Genomic DNA, 20967 nt, shown 5'->3' with positions numbered 1-20967 from the left:
GGTCAGTCATGCGTTTCATTCGGCGTTGATGGAGCCGATGCTCGATGATTTCGCTGCGGCGATCGGTGGGTTTGATTTCCGGGCGCCGGTGATTCCGTTCGCGGGTGATCCGGCGGTGGATTCGGCTGCGTATTGGGTGCGGCATGTGCGGGAGACTGTCCGCTTCGCCGATGCGGTGCGGGCGGCTGCCGCTGACATCTATCTGGAGATCGGCCCGGACGGGTCGTTGACCGCGCTGGGGCATGACGGTTTTGTGCCGGCGGTGCGCCGGGAGCAGCCTGAGGCCGAGGCTCTGCTGGCGGCGCTGGCGCGGTTGCACGTCGCGGGCGCACCGATCGACTGGGCCGCGGTCTCCGGCCGCACCCGGCCCAGCACGCTGGACCTGCCCACCTACCCCTTCCAGCACCAGCGCTACTGGCTCGACGCCGAGACCGACACCAACCGCTACCGGATCGACTGGGCCCGGCTCGACCACACGCCGCCCGCCCGCCTGGACGGCACGTGGCTGCTCGTCACCGGCGCACCCGACCCCGCACACGACCTCGTCGAGCGGGCGCTGGCCGACCGCGGCGCCCAGGTGTGCCGGGTGACGCCGGAGCAGCTGACCGGCCGCCCCGGCGTGGCGGGCGTCGTGTCGCTGCTGTCGTGGGACGACGGGGGAGCGGAGCGTACGCTGGAGCTCGTCAGGACCGGTGCGCCCGGCCCGCTCTGGTGCGTGACCCGGGGTGCCGTCGCGGTCCGCGGCGACGACCTGACCGATCCGGACCAGGCGCAGATCTGGGGCCTCGGCCAGGTGGCCGCGCTTGAGGAACCCGCACGCTGGGGCGGCCTCGCCGACCTGCCGGCCGAGTGCGACGCCGCGCAGGCCGAGGCCCTCGCCGAAGCCGTGGCCGCCGGCGAGCGCCAGGTCGCCGTCCGGCGCGGCCAGGCGTACGCGCGCCGCCTCGTGCCGGCGCCGCTCGGCCGGCGGCGGCGCCCGTTCCAGCCGCGCGGCACCATCCTGATCACCGGCGGCACGGGCGCCCTCGGCGCGCACCTCGCACGCTGGGCGGCGGCGGAGGGCTTCGAGCACGTGGTCCTCGTGAGCCGCCGCGGGGCCGGGGCGCCCGGTGCGGCCGATCTTCGCGACCGGCTGACCGCGATGGGTACCCGGACCACCCTCGAAGCCTGCGACGTCACCGACCGCGAACGGCTGGCCGAGGTGATCGGGCGGATCGACGACCTCGTCGCCGTGGTGCACGCGGTCGGGATCCTGGACGACGGGACGATCGACAGTCTCACCGCCGAGCGGTTCGCCGCGGTCGTCCGGTCCAAGGCGCTCGGCGCCCGGCACCTCGACGAGCTGACCGCCGGCCTCGACCTGGACGCGTTCGTCCTTTTCTCCTCGGCCGCCGCCACCATCGGCGCGGCCGGGCAGGCCGCCTACGCCGCCGCCAACGCCGTCCTCGACGCGATCGCGCACCGCCGCCGGGCCGCGGGCCGGCCGGCCACCTCGATCGCCTGGGGGCCGTGGGCGGGCGCCGGCATGGCCGCGAGCGCGGCGGCCGAGCGCCGTCACCGTCGCACCGGGATCACGCCGCTGGCGCCGCAGGTGGCGCTCACCGCGCTGCGCCAAGCGTGGGAGCAGGACGACACCGTGGTGACCGTCCTTGAAGTCGACTGGTTCCGGTTCGCCGCTGCGCCGGTCATGCCGCTGCTGCAAGACCTGCCGGCCGTCCGGGGCATGCGCCGCGCCGCGCCGTCCGCCCCGGCGCCGCGCGACACCCGCGCGCTGCTCACCCTCGTGCGCGGCGAGTCGGCCGCGGTGCTCGGCCACGACAGCCCGGACGCGGTCCCGTCGTCCCGCGCCTTCCGGGATCTCGGCTTCGACTCGCTGACCGCGGTCGAGCTGCGCAACCGGCTCGCCACCGCCACCGGGCTCGCGCTGCCCAGCTCGCTGGTGTTCGACCATCCCACGCCGGCCCGCCTCGCCGAGCACCTGCGCGCGGAGCTGGGTGGCGGCCGGGACGCGGACCCGGTGACGGGCGCGTTCACCGAGCGGGCCGGCGAGCCGGGCGACCCGATTGTCATCGTCGGTATGGCCTGCCGGTTCCCCGGTGCCGTGCGCTCGCCGGAGGACCTGTGGCGGCTGCTCGACGACGGGATCGACGCGCTGAGTGCCTTCCCCGAAGACCGCGGCTGGGACCTCGACGCCCTCTACGACCCGCGGCGCAGCCGGCCCGGCACCTCGTACGTCCGGGAGGGTGGGTTCCTGGACGACGTGGCCGGTTTCGACGCCGAGCTGTTCGGGATCTCGCCGCGTGAGGCGCTGGCGATGGACCCGCAGCAGCGGTTGCTGCTGGAGACGTCGTGGGAGGTGTTCGAGCGGGCCGGTCTGAATCCGGCGGGTCTGCGTGGCAGTCGGACCGGCGTGTTCGTCGGCACCAACGGCCAGGACTACACGACACTGCTGCGCCGTGCCGCCGAGGACATCGAGGGGTACGGCGGCACCGGCAGCGCGGCGGCGGTGGCTTCTGGGCGTCTCTCCTATGTCTTCGGCCTGGAGGGCCCTGCGGTGACGGTGGACACCGCATGCTCGTCGTCGTTGGTGGCGTTGCATCTGGCGGCGCAGTCGTTGCGGTCGGGGGAGTGCGACCTGGCGGTGGCCGGTGGTGTGACGGTGATGGCGACGCCGGGTGCGTTCGTGGAGTTCAGCCGGCAGCGTGGTTTGGCGGCGGACGGGCGGTGCAAGGCGTACGCGGACGCGGCCGATGGGACCGGTTGGTCCGAGGGTGTCGGTGTGCTGCTCGTGGAGCGGCTGTCGGATGCCCGGCGCAACGGCCACCGAGTGCTGGCGGTGGTGCGAGGTTCGGCAGTCAACCAGGACGGCGCCTCGAATGGCCTGACCGCCCCGAACGGGCCGTCGCAGCAGCGGGTGATCCGGCAGGCGCTGGCCACTGCGGGTCTGACGGCCGCCGACGTGGATGTGGTGGAGGGGCACGGCACGGGTACGCGGTTGGGTGATCCGATCGAGGTGCAGGCGTTGCTGGCGACGTATGGGCAGGGCCGGGAGACGCCGCTGCTGTTGGGGTCGGTGAAGTCGAACCTGGGTCATACGCAGGCGGCTGCGGGTGTGGCCGGTGTGATCAAGATGGTGATGGCGATGCGCCACGGCATGGTGCCGTCGACGCTACACGTGGACGCGCCGTCCGCTCAGGTGGACTGGTCCTCCGGCGCGGTCGAAGTGGTCGCGGAGGCCGCACCGTGGCCGGACACCGCGCGCACGCGGCGGGCCGGTGTGTCCGCGTTCGGAATCAGCGGCACCAACGCCCACGTCATCCTCGAACAGGCACCGGCGAAGACCCCGGCCCCCTCCCAGCCGCACGGTGCCGTCCCGGTGGTGCTCTCCGGCCGCACCGCCGAGGCGGTCGCCCGGCAGGCCGAGCGGCTGCGGACGTACGTCGCCTCCCGGCCGGACGTCTCGCTCGCCGACATCGCCCGCACCAGCCTGACCCGCCCCACCTTCGGCTTCGGCGCCGTGCTGTCTGCCGGCGACCGTGCGGCGCTCCTCGAGGGCCTGAAGCGTCCGGCCGTCGACGTCACCGCCGGCGACGGCCGCCTGGGCATGCTGTTCAGCGGTCAGGGCTCGCAGTGGCCCGGCATGGGCCGCGCGCTGCACGAGCGCTTCCCGGTCTTCGCGGCGGCGTGGGACGAGATCGCCGCGCGGCTGGACATCGACGGCGACGTGGACCGGACGGCCGTCGCCCAGCCGGCGCTGTTCGCCTTCGAGGTCGCCCTCTACCGGTTGCTGGAGTCGTGGGGCGTGGTCCCGGACGTGCTGATCGGTCACTCGGTCGGTGAGATCGCGGCCGCGCACGTGGCCGGTGTGCTGTCGCTGGCCGACGCCTGCCGGTTGATCGGCGCGCGGGCCGCCCTCATGCAGGCGCTGCCGGCCGGTGGCGCGATGGTCGCCGTGCAGGCGAGCGAGGCCGAGGTGGCGCCGCGCCTGTCCGAGCGGGTGCAGCTCGCCGCGGTCAACGGTCCCCGGTCGGTCGTGCTCTCCGGCGCCGAGGACGCCGTGCTGGCCGCGGCGCACGGGTTCCGGTCACGACGCCTGCGGGTCAGCCACGCTTTCCACTCGGCGCTGATGGAACCCATGCTCGACGACCTCGCCGACGTGGTCGACGGGCTCGAGTTCCACCCGCCGGCCATCCCGTTCGCCGGCAACCCGCCCGTGGACGAGCCGGCCTACTGGGTCCGGCAGGTTCGCGAGCCGGTCCGCTTCGCCGACGCCGTGGCGGCGTCCGGTGTGGACACCTTCCTCGAGATCGGCCCCGACCGCGCGCTCAGCGCCGTCACCGAGGGGGCGCACCCGGTGATGCGTCGTGGCGAGGGCGACGCGGGCCTGCTGCTCGCCGCGCTGGCCGCCGTCCACCTGCGCGGCGTCCGGGTCGACTGGGACGCCGTGCTCGCCGGCTCGGGCGGGCGGATCGTCGACCTGCCCACGTACGCGTTCGAGCACCGCCGCTACTGGCTCGACACTCGGACCGCCCCCGCCGAGCTGGCCGCCGCCGGCCTCGGCGCGGCCCGGCACCCGCTGCTGAGTGCCGTCGTGGCCGCGCCGGACTCCGACGGCGTGACGCTGACCGGCCGCCTGTCGGTCGCCGAGCACCGCTGGCTCGCCGACCACGTCATCGGCGACCGGGTCACCGTGGCCGGCACGGTGATCCTGGAGTGGCTGCTGTACGCCGCCGCCGCGACCGGCCGCGCTCAGGTCGACGAGATGGTGCTGCACGAGCCGATGGTCGTGCCCGAGCGGGGCGCGTTAATCGTCCAGGTCGTGGTCGCGCCGAGTGACGACGGCGGCCGTCACCCGGTCACCGTCTACGCCCGGGACACGGCGGACGGCGACTGGACCCGGCACGCCACCGGACTGCTCGGCCCGGCCGCCGATGACCCCGTCGCGGCCGGTGCGCAGGAGTGGCCGCCGGCCGGTGCCGAGCCGGTCGACCTGACGGACGCCTACCCGCGGCTCGCCGACGCCGGTTTCGCGTACGGGCCGTTGTTCCAGGGGCTGCGGGCCGCGTGGCGGCGCGAGTCCGAGGTGTACGCCGAGGTGGAACTGCCCGGCGAGGCCGGCGGCTATCTCGCGCACCCGGCTCTGCTCGACGCCGCGCTGCACGCCTGGGCCCTCGGCGAGACCGGCCGGCCCCGCCTGCCGTTCAGCTGGTCCGGCGTGCGGGTGCCGGTGCCGGGAGCCACCCTCCTGCGCGTGCGGCTGACGCCGAGCGGACCGGACACGCTCGCGGTGACCGCCACCGACGAGGCCGGCGCTCTCGTGCTGAGCTCGCGAGGCGTGACCGTGCGGCCGCTGCCGGCCGGACGTGCGGGCGGCCTGCTGCACACCGTGTGGGAGCCCGTGCCGGGCCCGGGCGCTCCGCTCGCGGACGTGGAGGTCCTCGACTTCCGCGCCACCACGGGCACGCCGGGCGACGTCCACGCCGTGGTGTGGGACGCCGTGACCGGTCTCCGCGACCGGCTGGCCGGCGACGACCGCACGGTGGTCGTCTGGACGGACGGCTGGGCCGGGGCGGCGGTGCGCGGGCTGACCCGCTGCGTCCAGCAGGAACATCCGGACCGAATCGTGCTGGTCGACGGCGGTGGCCCGGACGACCTCGCCCGGGCGGCCGGCACGGGCGAGCCCGAGATCCGCGTCCGCGACGGTGAGCTGTTCGCTCCTCGCCTGGTGGCGGCCGGGCCGGGCGGCGCCCCGGCCTGGGACGGCTCCGGAACGGTCCTGGTCACCGGCGGCACCGGCACGCTCGGCCGGGCCGTCGCGCGGCACCTTGTCGAGCGCTGGGACGCCCGTGACGTCGTGCTGGTGAGTCGGACCGGCGGCGCCCCGCCCGAGCCCGGAAGCGACCTGGCGGGCCGCGTCCGGGTCCGAGCCTGCGACGTGGCCGACCGCGATGCGCTGGCCCGGCTGCTGGCCGAGATCGGGCCGGTCCGGGTCGTGGTGCACGCCGCCGGCGTCCGTGACGACGGCGTGCTGGAATCGTTGACCGCCGACCGGGTCGCCGGTGTCCTGCGGGCCAAGGTGGACGGTGCGTGGCACCTGCACGACCTGGCCACCGAGGCCGAGATGTTCGTGCTCTTCTCATCGGTCACGGCCGCGGTCGGCTCGGCCGGGCAGGCCGCCTACGGCGCCGCCAACGGCTACCTCGACGGCCTGGCCGAGCACCGGCGCGCGACGGCACGCCCGGCCGTCTCGATCGGGTGGGGCATCTGGGCGGAGCGCAGCGCGATCACCGCCGGGCTCAGCGACGGCGACCTGGCCCGGATGGGCCGCCGAGGTCTGATCCCGCTCGCCACCGACGACGCGCTGGCCCGGTTCGACGCTGCGCTCGGCGCCGGCGAGTCGGAGGTCGTCGCGGTCGGCCTCGACCGGGCCGCCCTGCGCGCCGCGGCCCGGGAGGGGCGGCTCTCGCCGCGGCTCGGTCGGATCGTGTCGAAGCCGTCGGCCCTGGCCGCCAAGCCGTCGGCCGTGCCGGTCGGTGACCTGCTCGACCTGGTCCGCGCCGAGGTCGCCGAGGTGCTCGGGCACCGCACGCCCGATGCCGTGCCGGCCGGCCGAGCCTTCAGCGAGCTGGGCTTCGACTCGCTGACCTCGGTCGAGCTGCGCAACCGCCTGCGTGCCGCCACCGGCCGGTCGCTGCCGGCCACGCTGACCTTCGACTATCCGACGCCGCGGGCGCTCGCCGACTTCCTCGGCGGCGCACGGCCGGTGGCCGAGCCGGTGCCGGCGGGGACCGCCGAGAGCGGCGAGCCCATCGCGATCGTCGGCATGGCCTGCCGCTACCCCGGCGGCGTCCGCTCGCCGGAGGACCTGTGGCGGATGGTGGCGGACGGCGCCGAGGGCATCTCCCGGTTCCCCGGCGACCGCGGCTGGGATCTCGACGGCCTCTACGACCCCGACGCGTCCCGGCCGGGCACGACGTACGCCCGCGAGGGTGGCTTCCTCTACGACGCCGCCGACTTCGACGCCGGGTTCTTCGGCATCTCACCGCGTGAGGCCCTCGCGATGGATCCGCAGCAGCGGCTGCTGCTGGAGACCTCGTGGGAGGCGTTCGACCGGGCCGGCATCGACCCGGCGACGCTGCATGGCAGCCGGACGGGCGTGTTCGCCGGCGTCATGTACCACGACTACGCGGCCCGGCTGACGGCCGTGCCCGAGGACCTCGAGGGCTATCTGGGCAACGGCAGCGCCGGCAGTATCGCCTCGGGCCGGATCGCGTACACGTTCGGCCTCGAGGGCCCGGCGGTGACGGTCGACACGGCGTGCTCGTCGTCGCTGGTGGCGTTGCACCTGGCCGGGCAGGCGCTGCGCCAGGGCGAGTGCACGCTGGCGCTGGCCGGCGGAGTCACGGTGATGGCGACGCCGGGTGTGTTCGTCGAGTTCGCCCGCCAGCGCGGCCTCGCGCCGGACGGCCGGTGCAAGTCGTACGCGGACGCGGCCGACGGCACGGGCTGGTCCGAGGGCGTCGGCGTGCTGGTCCTGGAGAAGCTGAGCGACGCCCGCCGCAACGGGCACCGGGTGCTGGCGGTGGTGCGGGGCTCGGCCGTGAACCAGGACGGCGCCTCCAACGGCCTGACCGCCCCGAACGGGCCGTCGCAACAGCGCGTGATCCGCCAGGCCCTCGCCGGTGCGGGACTGCGGGCGACCGACGTCGACGCGGTGGAGGGACACGGCACCGGCACCCGCCTGGGCGACCCGATCGAGGCGCAGGCGCTGCTGGCCACGTACGGGCAGGACCGGGACGAGCCGCTGTGGCTGGGCTCGGTCAAGTCGAACCTCGGTCACACGCAGGCCGCCGCGGGCGTGGCCGGCGTCATCAAGATGGTGCAGGCGATGCGGCACGGGATCGTGCCGCGTTCGCTGCACGCCGGCGAGCCGTCGTCCCAGGTGGACTGGTCGGCCGGCGCGGTGCGGCTGGCCGCCGAGGCGTTGCCGTGGCCGGCCACCGGCAGGCCGCGGCGGGCTGGGGTGTCGAGCTTCGGGATCAGCGGCACCAACGCACATGTGATCCTCGAGCAGGCGCCGGCCGAGGAGCCTGTGCCGGCCGCCGCCGAGCTGCCGGTCGTTCCGGTGGTGCTCTCGGCGCACACACCGGGCGCGCTACGTGAGCAGGCGACCCGGCTGGCCGCGCTGCCGGACGTGCCGGTGACCGCGCTGGGCCACGCGCTCACCCGGCGTCCCGCGCTCGAGCACCGCGCCGTCGTGCTGGCCACCGACGACGCCGGCGAGTTGCGCCGTGGGCTGCGCGCCGTCGCCGCCGGCGAGCAACCGCCCGGGACCGTGCGGGGCACCGCCGGCGGCCGGACGGCGTTCCTGTTCACCGGGCAGGGCGCGCAGCGGGCCGGCATGGGCCGCGAGCTCTACCAGCGGTTCCCCGCCTTCCGCACGGCGCTGGACGAGGTGCTCGGCCGGCTCGGCGTCCGGGACGTGCTGTTCGGCGACGACCAGGACCAGCTCGACCGCACGGGCAACGCGCAGCCGGCGCTGTTCGCCGTCGAGGTGGCCCTGGCCCGGCTGCTCGAGTCGTGGGGGATCCGGCCGGGCCTGGTCGCCGGGCACTCGGTCGGCGAGATCGCGGCGGCCCACGTGGCCGGAGTGCTCTCGCTGGCCGACGCGGCCACGCTGGTGACCGCGCGCGGACGGCTGATGCAGGCCTTGCCACCCGGCGGCGCGATGGCGGCGGTCGAGGCGAGCGAGGAGGAGATCCGGCCGCTGCTCGACGACCGGGTGGCCCTCGCCGCGGTCAACGGGCCCAACGCCGTGGTCGTCTCCGGCGACGAGGACGAGGTGCTCCGCCGCTTCGCCGCCTACCGCGTCAAGCGGCTGCGGGTCAGCCATGCCTTCCACTCGCCGCGGATGGCCCCGATGCTCGAGGCGTTCGCCGAGGTCGTGCAGGGGCTGGACTTCGCGCCGCCGGCGGTCGACTTCGTGTCCACGGTGACCGGCGGCCTGGTCACCGGTGAGGTGGCCACCCCGCAGTACTGGATCGACCAGGTGCTGCGGCCGGTCCGGTTCGCCGACGCCGTGCGCGACCTGTACGAGCGTGGCGCCACCACGTACCTCGAGATCGGGCCGGACGGTGTGCTGAGCGCGATGGGCCGCGACTGCGTCGACGGCATCTTCGTCCCCGTGCTGCGGCGCGACCGCGAGGAGGGCCGGTCGGTGATGACGGCGGTGGCTGAGGCGTACGCGCACGGCGTCCCGATCGACTGGGACGCGGTCTTCGGCCACTCGCGGCCCGCGGCGGTCGAGCTTCCCCCGTACGCGTTCCAGCACCGCCGTTTCTGGCTCGCCGGCACGGTCACCGCCGGCGACGTCACCGAGGCCGGTCTCGCCGCGGCCGGGCATCCGCTGCTGGGCGCCGTGGTGCCGCTGCCCGGCTCCGGCGGACACCTGCTGACCGGCCGGCTGTCCCGCGACCGTCAGGGCTGGCTGGCCGACCACACCATCATGGGCACGACGCTGGTGCCCGGCGCGGTCTTCGTCGAGTACGCCCTGCGCGCCGCCCGCGAGGTGGGCTGCACCCGGCTCGTCGAGCTGACCCTGGAATCGCCGCTGGTGCTGCCGCCGGACGGCGGTGTGCCGATCCAGGTCACCGTCGACCCTGCCGCGGACAGTGGCGAGCGGTCGTTCAGCGTGTACGCGCGGCGGGGCACCGACTGGATCCGGTACGCCGGCGGGCGGATGGACGCCGGCGCGAGCGAGGCCACGGCGGCCGCATGGCCGGCCGACAGTGAGCCGGTCGACCTCACCGCGTTCTACCCCCTGCTGACCGAGCACGGTTTCGGCTACGGCTCCGCCTTCCAGGGGCTGCGCGCGGCCTGGCGGCACGGCGATGCCGTGCACGCCGAGGTGCGGCTGCCGGACGAACTGGCCGCGACGGCCGGCCAGTTCGGCGTGCACCCCGCGCTGCTGGACGCCGTCCTGCACGCCTCGGCACTGATCCGCCCCGAGGCCGGGCTGCCGTTCGCCTGGCAGGGCGTGCGGCTGGCGGCGAGCGGCGCCGCGGCGGTGCGGGCGCGGCTCTCGCAGCGCCCCGACGGTGCTCTCACGATCGTCGCCACCGACGAGGCTGGCAACCTGGTGTTCTCGGTCGACGCGCTGCTCATGCGCGCGGTGTCGGCCCGACAGCTGCGGGACGCGCGGCGCGCCGAGCGGCAGTCGCTGTTCAGGCTGGCTGAGCGGGCCGTGGCCGCCGGGCCCGCGACCGCACCGGCCACGGTGGTGGACCGGCTCGGCGCGCTGCCCGAGGCGGTGCCCGAGCTGGTCGCGCTGCCCTGCGACGACGTGCACGAGGCGCTGGCCGCGGTGCGGACATGGGTGCGTGACGACCGGTACGCGCGTGCGCGGCTGGTCGTGGTCACCGGAACCACCGGGGACTCGCTTGGCGCCGCCGCCGTCCGCGGGCTGGTGCGCTCGGCCCAGGCCGAGCATCCCGGGCGCTTCGTGCTGCTCACCGCGGACGACCCGGCGCTCGCCGGTGCAGCCGCGGCCACCGGGGAACCGGAGCTGATAGTGCGGCACGGCGTGCTGCACGCCCCGCGCCTCGAGACCGCCACCGGGCGGTCCGAGCCGCTGCCGTGGCGAGCCGACGGCACCGTGCTCGTCACCGGTGGCACCGGCGCCCTCGGCGTGGCCGTCGCTCGGCACCTGGCCGAGCGCGGCGTGCGGCATCTGCTGCTGCTGAGCCGGCACGGCGGCCCGGCCCCGGACCTGGGCCGGCCGGACGTCACCGTGACGGTCGCCGCCTGCGACGTCACCGACCGCGAGAGCCTGGCCCGGGTGCTCGACGGGATCTCGGCGGAGCGCCCGCTGACCGCCGTGGTGCACCTGGCCGCCGTGGTCGACGACGGTGTCCTGGAGGGGCTGACCGTCGAACGCCTGAACGCCGTGCTGGACCCCAAGGTGACCGGCGCACGTCACCTGCACGAGCTGACCCTCGGCCGGCCGCTGGACGCCTTCGTGCTGTTCTCGTCGACCACCAGCCTGTTCGGCGGTCCCGGTCAGGCGAACTACGCGGCCGCCAACGCCGCGCTCAACCAGCTGGCGCTGGACCGGCGCGCGGCCGGGCTGCCGGCCAACGCCGTGGCCTGGGGCCTGTGGGCGGACGACGGCGGCCTCGGTGGCCGGCTCGACGACAGCGACCGGCGCCGGATGGCCCGCTTCGGCATCGGGGCCCTGTCGGCCGACGAGGCGCTCGCGCTCTTCGACGCCGCGACCGGCGCCGACGAAGCCGTGCTGGCCGCGGTCGCCCTCGACCGGCCGGCGCTGGCCGCGCAGGCCCGGTCCGGCACGCTGCGGCCGCTGCTGCTCGACCTGGTGCCGGCGGCGCCGGCCGCACCGGCCGGGCCCGAGGCCGAGAGCGACCTGCGCGACCGCCTGGCCTCCGCGACCGCGGGCGAGCGTGAGGGCATTCTGCGCGGGCTGGTGCGGCGCGAACTGGCCGACGTGCTGGGCCACGACACGACCGCCGAGATCGCCGTCGGCCGCGGCTTCCTGGAATTGGGCCTCGACTCGCTGACCGCGGTCGAGCTGCGCAACCGGCTCGGCACGCGCACCGGGCTCCGGCTGCCCGCCACGGCGCTGTTCGACTACCCGAGCGTCGAGGTGCTCGCGCGGCACCTCGCCGGGTTGCTGACGCCGGAGACCGAGCCGGACGACGCCGACGCCGATCTGCGGCGGGCCATCAACGCGATCCCGCTCGACCGGCTGCGCGACGCCGGCCTGCTGGACGTGCTGGTGCGCCTGGCCAGAGGCGGCGGCGAGGACACCGGCGACGACGCCGTGGCGGCACCGGTCTCACCGGCGGCCGGGCCGCACGCGGTCGACGAGATGGAACTGGACGACCTGATCAAGCTGGCGCGTCACGACCAGCACGGCCGGGACTAGGGGGAGTCGATGACCCAGCACGACGAACAGCGCGTCATCCAGGCGCTGCGGGACTCGCTGAAGGAGGCCGACCGGCTGCGGCAGCGCAACCGGCAGCTGGTCGAGCAGTCGCACGAGCCGATCGCGGTCGTCGGCATGGCCTGCCGCTATCCGGGCGACGTCTGGGGGCCGGAGGACCTGTGGCTGCTCGTCGACGAGGGCCGGGACGCGGTCGGCGGCTTCCCCGGCGACCGGGGCTGGGACCTCGAGTCGCTCTACGACCCGGACCCGGACCGGGCCGGCACGTCGTACACGCGGCAGGGTGGGTTCCTCTACCAGGCGGCCGACTTTGACCCGGGCTTCTTCGGCATCAGCCCGCGCGAGGCGCTTGCCGTGGACCCGCAGCAGCGCCTGCTTCTCGAGATCTCCTGGGAGGCCCTGGAACGGGCCGGCATCGACCCCGGCCCGTTGCGCGGCGCGCCGGTCGGCACGTTCGTCGGGATCATGTACAACGACTACGCCACCCGGCTGCACCGGGCCCCCGACGGCTTCGAGGGGTACGTGGGCAACGGCAGCTCGGCCAGCGTCGCGTCGGGCCGGATCGCTTACACGTTCGGGTTCGAGGGCCCCGCGGTCAGCGTCGACACCGCCTGCTCGTCGTCGCTGGTGGCGGTGCACCTGGCCGCGCGGGCCCTGCGCTCGGGCGAGTGCTCGCTCGCGCTGGCCGGCGGTGTCACGGTGATGTCCTCGCCGGCGGCGTTCGTCGAGTTCAGCCGGCAGCGCGGCCTGGCGCCGGACGGCCGCTGCAAGTCGTACGCCGACGGCGCGGACGGCACCGGCTGGTCCGAGGGCGCCGGCATGCTCCTGCTGGAGCGGCTCTCCGACGCGCGGCGCAACGGGCACCCGGTGCTCGCGGTGATCCGCGGCTCGGCCGTCAACCAGGACGGCGCCTCCAGCGGGCTGACCGCGCCGAGCGGTCCCGCGCAGCAGCGGGTCATCCGCGCGGCGCTGGCCGACGCCCGCCTGTTGCCATCCGACGTGGACGCGGTGGAGGGGCACGGCACCGGCACCCCGCTGGGTGACCCGATCGAGGCGCAGGCGCTGCTCGCCACGTACGGCCAGGACCGGGACGAGCCGCTGTGGCTGGGCTCGCTCAAGTCGAACCTCGGGCACACCCAGGCCGCGGCCGGTGTCGGCGGGCTGATCAAGATGATCATGGCGATGCGGCACGGCGTGCTCCCGCGAACCCTGCACCTGGACCGGCCGAGCTCGCAGGTGGACTGGGATTCCGGGCAGGTGCGGCTGCTCGGCGCGCCCCTGCCGTGGCCGGGCACCGGACGGCCTCGCCGCGCGGCCGTGTCGGCGTTCGGTGTCAGCGGAACGAACGCGCACGTGGTCGTCGAGCAGGCACCCCCGGCGGAACCGGGAGAGCCGGCCGGGCCGGCCGGCTCGGTGCCGTGGGTGCCATGGGTCGTCTCGGCCAAGTCCCCGGCCGCGCTGCGGGCGCAGGCCGGACGCCTGCCGTCCGTGGCCGGTGACCCGGTCGACGTGGCCCATTCGCTGCTGACCACCCGGGCGCGGTTCGATCACCGCGCGGTAGTGCTCGGCGCCACCGTGGACGCGCTGCGGGCCGGCGCGGGCGCGCTGGCCGCCGGCCGGAGCGCACCCGGTGTGGTGCTGGGCCGAGCCGTCGCCGAGCCGCGCGTCGCCTTCGTCTTCCCCGGCCAGGGCTCGCAGTGGGCCGGCATGGCGCGCGAGCTGTCCGTCGGCTCGCCGGTCTTCGCGTCGGCCCTGGCCGAGTGCCGCGCCGCCCTGGCCGCACACGTCGACTGGGACCTCACCGAGGTGCTGGACGACCCGGACGCGCTGGCCCGGGTGGACGTGGTGCAGCCGGCGCTGTGGGCGGTGATGGTCTCGCTCGCGCGGATGTGGCGCTCGCTCGGCGTGGAGCCGTCGGCCGTGGCCGGCCACTCGCAGGGCGAGATCGCGGCGGCGTGTGTGGCCGGCGCGCTCTCCCTGGAGGACGGCGCCCGGATCGTCGCCCGGCGCAGCCGGGCGCTGCTGGGCCTGGCCGGCGAGGGCGGCATGGTGTCGGTGGCGCTATCGGAGCAGGAGATCGGCCCGCGGCTCGCCCCCTGGGCCGGCCGGCTGTCGGTGGCCGCGGTGAACGGGCCGTCCTCGGTCGTCGTGTCCGGCGCCGCGCAGGCCCTCGACGAGCTGCGCGCGGCGCTGGACGCCGACGGGATCCGCAACCGCCGGATCGAGGTGGACTACGCGTCCCACTCGCACCACGTCGACCGGGTGCGCGACGAGGTGCTCGCGGCAGCCGAGGGGATCCGGCCCGGCCCGGCGCGAATCCCTTTCCACTCCACGGTCCTCGGCGAGCCGATCGACACCACTGGGCTGGACGCCGGCTACTGGTTCCGCAACCTGCGCGAGCCGGTCCGCTTCGAGCCGGTGGTGCGCGGGCTGCTCGCCGAGGGCATCACCTGCCTGATCGAGGTGAGCCCGCACCCGGTGGTGACGGTCGGCATCCAGGAGATCATCGACGACAGCCCGGCCGCCGAGGGTGCGATCGCGATCGGCACGCTGCGCCGTCAGGAAGGCGGTCAGGCGCGAGTGCTCACCGCGGCGGCGGAGGCGTACGTGCACGGCGCCGGCGTCCGGTGGGAGGAGCTGCTCACCGCGGCCGCGCCGAGCCGGGTCGACCTGCCCACGTACGCCTTCCAGCGCGAGCGGTACTGGCTGGACGCTCCGGCCGGACCGGCCGTGGCGGCCGCGCGCCCGGCGCACGAGGACTGGAGCTACACGATCGCGTGGCGGCCACTGGCGATCGGTGCGGCGGCCCCGGTGCCCGGCCGCTGGCTGGTCGCCGGCGATCCGGCCGACCCGCTGGTCACCCGGGTGGCGGCGGCGCTGCGGGCGGCCGGCCTGGAGCCGCACCTGGCCGCGCCGGGCGAGCCGGTTCCGGACGGCCTGGCCGGGGCGCTGTTCCTGGCTGGAACGGCCGGTGACGACGCGGCCGCGGCCACCGCCGCGCTCCTGCGCGAGCTGGGGGAGAGCGGCGCCGACGCGCCACTGTGGTGCGTCACCTCGGGCGCCGTCTCGACCGGCCCGGAGGACCCGCTGGCGAACCCGGCCCAGGCCGAGGTGTGCGGGGTCGGCCGGGTCGCCGCGCTGGAACATCCGCGCCGATGGGGCGGACTGATCGACCTGCCGGCCGGCCCGGACGACCGCGCGATCGCCCGGCTCGTCGCGCTCCTCGCCGGTGCCGGGCAGCACGGCGAGGAGGAGATCGCCGTCCGCGACGGCGGGGCGCTGGTGCGCCGCCTGGTCCGTAAGCCGCTGGCCGAGGCGGCCGGGTGGCGGCCGCACGGCACGGTGCTGATCACCGGCGGCACCGGCCTGCTCGGCGCCCACCTGGCCCGTCGGCTGGCCGCCCGGGGCACACCGCACCTCGTGCTGGCCGGCCTGCGCGGCCCCGCGGCGCCGGGCGCCGCCGAGCTCGCCGCCGAGCTGACCGCGCTCGGCGCCCGCACCGACGTGGTGGCCTGCGACGTCGCCGACCGCGAGCAGGTGGCCGCGCTGCTGGACACCCTGCCCGGCCTCACCGCGGTGGTGCATGCCGCCGGTGTCCTGGCCGACGGCATGCTGGAGACGCTCAACCCGGAGCGGTTCGCCGCCGTCCGGGCGCCCAAGGTGGACGGCGCGCGCCACCTCGACGAGCTCACGGCCGACCGGCCGCTCGACGCGTTCGTGCTGTTCTCGTCGGTGGCCGGCAGCTTCGGAGCGGCGGGGCAGGGCAACTACGCCGCGGCCAACGCGCACCTGGACGCGCTGGCCCGGCAGCGCCGGCAGCGCGGACTCCCGGGCACCTCGATCGCGTGGGGATCCTGGGGCGCCGGCATGGCCGCGGACGTCGCCGAGCGGCTGCGGACCCGCGGCTTTCCCGCGCTCGACCCGGGCCTGGCCCTCGACCTGCTCGACCGCGCGATGGCCGCGGACGAGACCTACCTCGTGGTCACCCATGTCGAGTGGGACCGCGCGGCGCCGGTGTTCACGATGGCCCGGCCCAGCCCGCTGATCCGGGAAATCCCGGAGGCCCGCCGGGCCCTCGACGGCACCCGCGCGACGGGGGACGCCGGGTCGTCGGCCCTGGCGGCCCGGCTCGAGCAGGTGCCCGAGGACGGACGCGAGCGGGTCGTGCTCGAGCTCGTCCGGGCGGAGGCGGCCGTGGTGCTCGGCCACTCCGGCGCCGCCGCGATCGAGGCCGACCGGGCGTTCCGCGAGCTGGGCTTCGACTCGCTGGCCGCCGTGGAGCTGCGCAACCGGCTCTCCGCCGCCACCGGCCTCGGCCTGCCTGCCACCCTGGTCTTCGACCACCCCTCCGCCCGGACGCTGGCCCGTCACCTGCTCGGCCGGGTGACCGGCTCGGCCGGCGCGGTGGCGGTCACCAGCGCGCCGGCCCGCGCCGACGAGCCGATCGCGATCGTCGGCATGGGCTGTCGGTTCCCGGGCGGTGTCCGCACCCCCGAGGAGTTCTGGCAGCTGCTGGACGACGGCGGGGACGCGATCACACCGTTCCCGACCGACCGCGGCTGGAACCTGGCCCAGCTCTACGACCCGGACCCGGACCGGGCCGGGCGCACCTACGCCCGCGAGGGCGGCTTCCTGCACGACGCGGGCGACTTCGACCCGGCCTTCTTCGGCATCTCGCCGCGTGAGGCCCTCGCGATGGACCCGCAGCAGCGCCTGTTGCTGGAGACCTCGTGGGAGGCCGTGGAACGGGCCGGCATCGACCCGGCCACGCTGCGCGGCAGCCGTACCGGCGTCTACATCGGCGGCATGTACTCGTTCTACGGCGCCGCCACCCAGCCGAGCGAGCGCCTCGAGGCGCATCTGATGACCGGCGTGTTCACCAGCGTGATGTCGGGCCGGGTGTCGTACGTGCTCGGCCTCGAAGGCCCCTCGCTCACCGTCGACACCGCGTGCTCCTCGTCGCTGGTCTCGCTGCACCTGGCCGTCGAGGCGCTGCGCCGCGGCGAATGCGACCTGGCGCTGGCCGGCGGCGCCGCCGTGATGGCCTCGACCGGCGGCTTCACCGGGCTGAGCCGTCAGGGTGTGCTGGCCGCGGACGGCCGCTGCAAGCCGTTCGCGGCCGCCGCCGACGGCATGGGCATGTCCGAGGGGGCCGGCATGCTGCTGGTCGAGCGGCTCTCCGACGCCCGCCGCCACGGCCATCCGGTGCTCGCGCTGATCCGCGGCAGCGCCGTCAACCAGGACGGCGCGAGCAACGGCCTGACCGCGCCGAACGGGCCCTCCCAGGAGCGGGTCATCCGGCAGGCGTGGGCCGGCTCCGGCCTCGCCGGAGACGACATCGACGTGGTCGAGGCGCACGGCACCGGCACGAAACTGGGCGACCCGATCGAGGGGCAGGCCCTGCTCGCCAGCTACGGCCGCGACCGCGACCGTCCGCTGTGGCTGGGCTCGGTCAAATCGAACATCGGCCACACCGCGGCCGCCGCGGGCGTGGCCGGGGTGATGAAGCTCGTGCTGGCGCTGCGCCACGAGACCTTGCCGCGCACCCTGCACGTCGATTCGCCGACGCCGTACGTGGACTGGGAGTCGGCGACCGTCGAACTGCTCACCGGGGAACAGCCGTGGCCGCGCGGCGTGCGGACCCGGCGCGGCGCGGTGTCCTCGTTCGGCATCAGCGGGACCAACGCACACCTGATCATCGAGGAGCCGCCGCACGACCCGCCGGCCGTGGCCGCCCGCGTCGTGCCCCCGGCCGTTCCGCTCGTGCTGTCGGCCCGCGTCGAGCCGGCTCTGGACGAGGCGATCGAGCGGCTACGCGCCCGCTTGGCGGCGGATCCGGGGCTCGAGCCGGTCGACGCTGGCTATTCGCTGGTGCACGGCCGCTCGACCTTCGCGCACCGGGCGGTTCTGCTCGGCGACGCCGAAGCCGTACGGGGCGTGGCGATCGGCGACCGCCGCCCCGTCTTCGTCTTCCCCGGTCAGGGCGCCGAGTGGCCCGCCATGGGGCGCGAGCTGCTGGCCACCGTGCCGGCCTTCCGCGCGGAGGCCGAGGCGTGCGACGCGGCCCTGCGAGTCTTCACCGGCTGGTCCGTCCTGGAGGTGCTCACCGGCGACTCCGAGCTGCCGCTGGACCGGGTCGATGTCAAACAGCCCGCGCTGTTCACGATGATGGTGTCGCTGGCCGCGCTCTGGCGGTCGTACGGTGTCGAGCCCGCCGCGGTGGTCGGGCACTCGCAGGGCGAGATCGCCGCCGCGTACGTGGCCGGTGGCCTCACGCTGGCCGACGCGGCCCGCATCGTGGCCCTGCGCAGCCTGGCCTGGCTGGAGCTGACCGGGCGCGGCGGCATGGCCTCGCTGCTGCTGCCGGCCGAGGAGGCGGCCGCCCGCCTGACCCGCTGGGGCGACCGGCTGTCGGTGGCCGCGGTGAACGGCCCGGCGTCCTGCGCGGTGGCCGGCGACCCACAGGCGTGCGACGAGCTCGTGGCCGAGTGCGCGGCGGAGGGGATCCGCGCCCGGCGCATCCCCGGTGTGGACACGGCCGGACACTCCGCGCAGGTCGACGTGCTCCGCGACCGCCTGCTGGCCGACCTGGCCCCGGTCGCTCCCCAGGCCGGGCACGTCCCGCTGTACTCGACGGTGACCGGCGCCGAACTCGACATGACGACGATGGACAGCCGGTACTGGTACCGCAACATCCGCGAGACGGTCGACTTCCAGGGCGCGATGCGCTCCCTGGAGGCTGCCGGGCTCAACACGTACATCGAGGTCAGCGCGCATCCGCTGCTGAACCTGTCGATACAGGAGAATGTGGAGGCGGCACCCGGCCGGCCGGAGCGGGAGCCGGTGATCGTCTCGACCCTGCGGCGGGACGCCGGCGGACTGCGCCGGTTCCTCACCTCGGCCGCTGAGGCGTACGTGCAGGGCGTGGACGTGGACTGGGCCGTGCTGTACGCCGGCACCGGCGCCCGCCGGGCCGACCTGCCCACCTATCCGTTCCAGCGGCGCCGCTTCTGGCTGGAGACACCGGTCGCGGGCGCGGACGAGCCGGTCTCGTGGCGCTACACGGTCGCCTGGCCGGCTATCACCGGTTCGGCCGCGCCGGCCGGCACCTGGCTGGCCGTCGTACCGGAGGGCCTCGGCGAGCACCCGGTCCTGGCGGCTCTGACCGGCGCCGGCGCCACCGTGACGACGGTGGAGTGCTCCGACGCCGACCGGGAGAAGCTGGCCCTGCGCCTGCGGGCCGCCGCCGGCACCGCCCCGGTGACCGGGGTGCTGTCGCTGCTCGCCCTCGATGACTCGCCGGAGCTCTCGGCCGAGGGCGCCGCGGTCGGCACCACGGCCACGCTCGCGCTCGTGCAGGCGCTCGGCGATGCCGCGCTGCCCGCCCCGCTCTGGTGCCTCACCAGCGGCGCGGTGTCGACCGGGGCCACCGACCCGCTGCGCGATCCGGCCTCGGCGCAGGTGTGGGGCCTCGGCCGGACCGCGGCCCTCGAGCACCCGGACCGCTGGGGTGGCCTCATCGATCTGCCGGAGGTCCTCGACGAGGCGGCGCTGGCCCGCACGCTGTCCGTCCTCGGCGGACCGGAGGACCAGGTGGCGATCCGTGCGACGGGGGCCTACGGCTGCCGGCTGGAGCCCGCCGGGCCCGCCGGCGACCGGACGTGGCAGCCGTCCGGCACGGTCCTGGTCACCGGCGGCGCCGGCGCGCTGGGCGCACACCTGGCTCGTTGGCTGGCCCACAAGGGCGCACCGCACATCGTTCTGGCGAGCCGGCACGCGAGCGCCGCACCGGGCCTGCCCGCCTTGGCCGAGGAGGTTCGGCAGCTCGGCAGCCGGGTGACCGTGGCCGACTGCGACATGGCCGACCGCACCGCGCTGGCCCGCCTGCTCGCGGCCGTGCCCGCCGACGCGCCGCTGACCGCGGTCCTGCACGCCGCTGCCGTGATCGACGACGCGCGGCTCGACGAGCTCACCGCCGACCGGCTCACCCCGGTCTTCGCGGCCAAGGTGGCGGCCGTGCGAAACCTGCACGAGCTGACGGCGGATCTGCCGCTGGACGCCTTCGTGCTGTTCTCGGCAGCCGGCGGCACGTTCGGCAGCACCGGCCAGGCGGGTTACACGGCCGCCAACGCCTACCTGGACGCGTTCGCCCGGCAGCGGCGCGCGGCCGGGCGGCCGGTCACCTCGGTGGCGTGGGGGGCCTGGGGCGGCGGCAGCCTCGACGGACGCGACCAGGTGGAGGCCCGGCTGCGCAGCCGGGGAGTGCGGGCGATGGACCCGCGGACCGCGCTGGACCTGCTCGACCGGGCCGTCGGCGGCGACGAGACCTTCCTGCTGGTGGCCGACATCGAGTGGGACCGCTTCGCCGGCGGACTGGCCGCGCTGCGCCCGATGCCGCTGCTGACCGGCGTCCCGGCGGCCCGCCAGGCGCTGGCCGGGGCCGGCGCCGAGGACGGCGCCGCCGACCGGGACGCCGGCGCCGCGCTGCGCGAGCGGCTGGCCGCGCTCACCAACCCGGAACGCGAGGACGCGCTGCTCGATCTGGTGCGGACCACCCTGGCCGCCGTGCTCGGCTTCGCGACGCCGGACATGCTCGCCGCCGACGAACCGCTCACCTCGTTCGGGCTCGACTCGGTCATGGCCGTCGAGCTGCGCAACCGGCTCGGGCGCACGACCGGGCTCCGGCTGCCGGTCTCGCTGGTCTTCGACCATCCGACCTGCCGGGCCGTCGCTCACCGGCTGCACGACGAGCTGCGGCCGGACGCCGGCCCGGACGGCGCGGATCCGGCCACCGCGCTGCTCGACCAGCTCGAGAACCGGCTTCCGGCGATCGCGGCCTCCGCGCCGGCGCGCCGGGCGGTCACCGACCGGCTGCAGACGATGCTCGCGCGGCTGACCGGCGACGCGGAGGAGACCGCCGCCGACAACCTGACGGCCGCCTCCGACGAGGAGTTGATCGATTTCATCGGGAAGGAACTCGGGATCTCCTGATCCGCCCGCACCCG

General features: G+C 75.9%; 1 protein-coding gene and 1 pseudogene. Both read left to right on the top strand.

All coding sequences use genetic code 11. The annotated features are described in order from the left end of the window. Positions 1 to 889: 889 nt before the first annotated feature. Positions 890 to 11944: pseudogene (locus tag GA0070560_RS29515) on the top strand (SDR family NAD(P)-dependent oxidoreductase); the annotation flags it as partial. 9 nt (positions 11945 to 11953) lie between these two features. Continuing rightward, positions 11954 to 20953, top strand: a complete 9000-nt coding sequence (locus GA0070560_RS18025; protein ID WP_091298831.1) for a type I polyketide synthase — start codon at positions 11954 to 11956, stop codon at positions 20951 to 20953. Positions 20954 to 20967: the final 14 nt, after the last annotated feature.

The organism is Micromonospora halophytica (genome assembly GCF_900090245.1).
Lineage (GTDB): Bacteria > Actinomycetota > Actinomycetes > Mycobacteriales > Micromonosporaceae > Micromonospora > Micromonospora halophytica.
The sequence above is the reverse complement of the archived record's forward strand: the minus strand, read 5'-3'. Positions and strand labels throughout refer to the sequence as shown.

Excerpts from the sequence above, each read along its gene's own strand:
- GA0070560_RS18025 (WP_091298831.1), top strand. The coding sequence starts at position 11,954 with ATGACCCAGCACGACGAACAGCGCGTCATCCAGGCGCTGCGGGACTCG.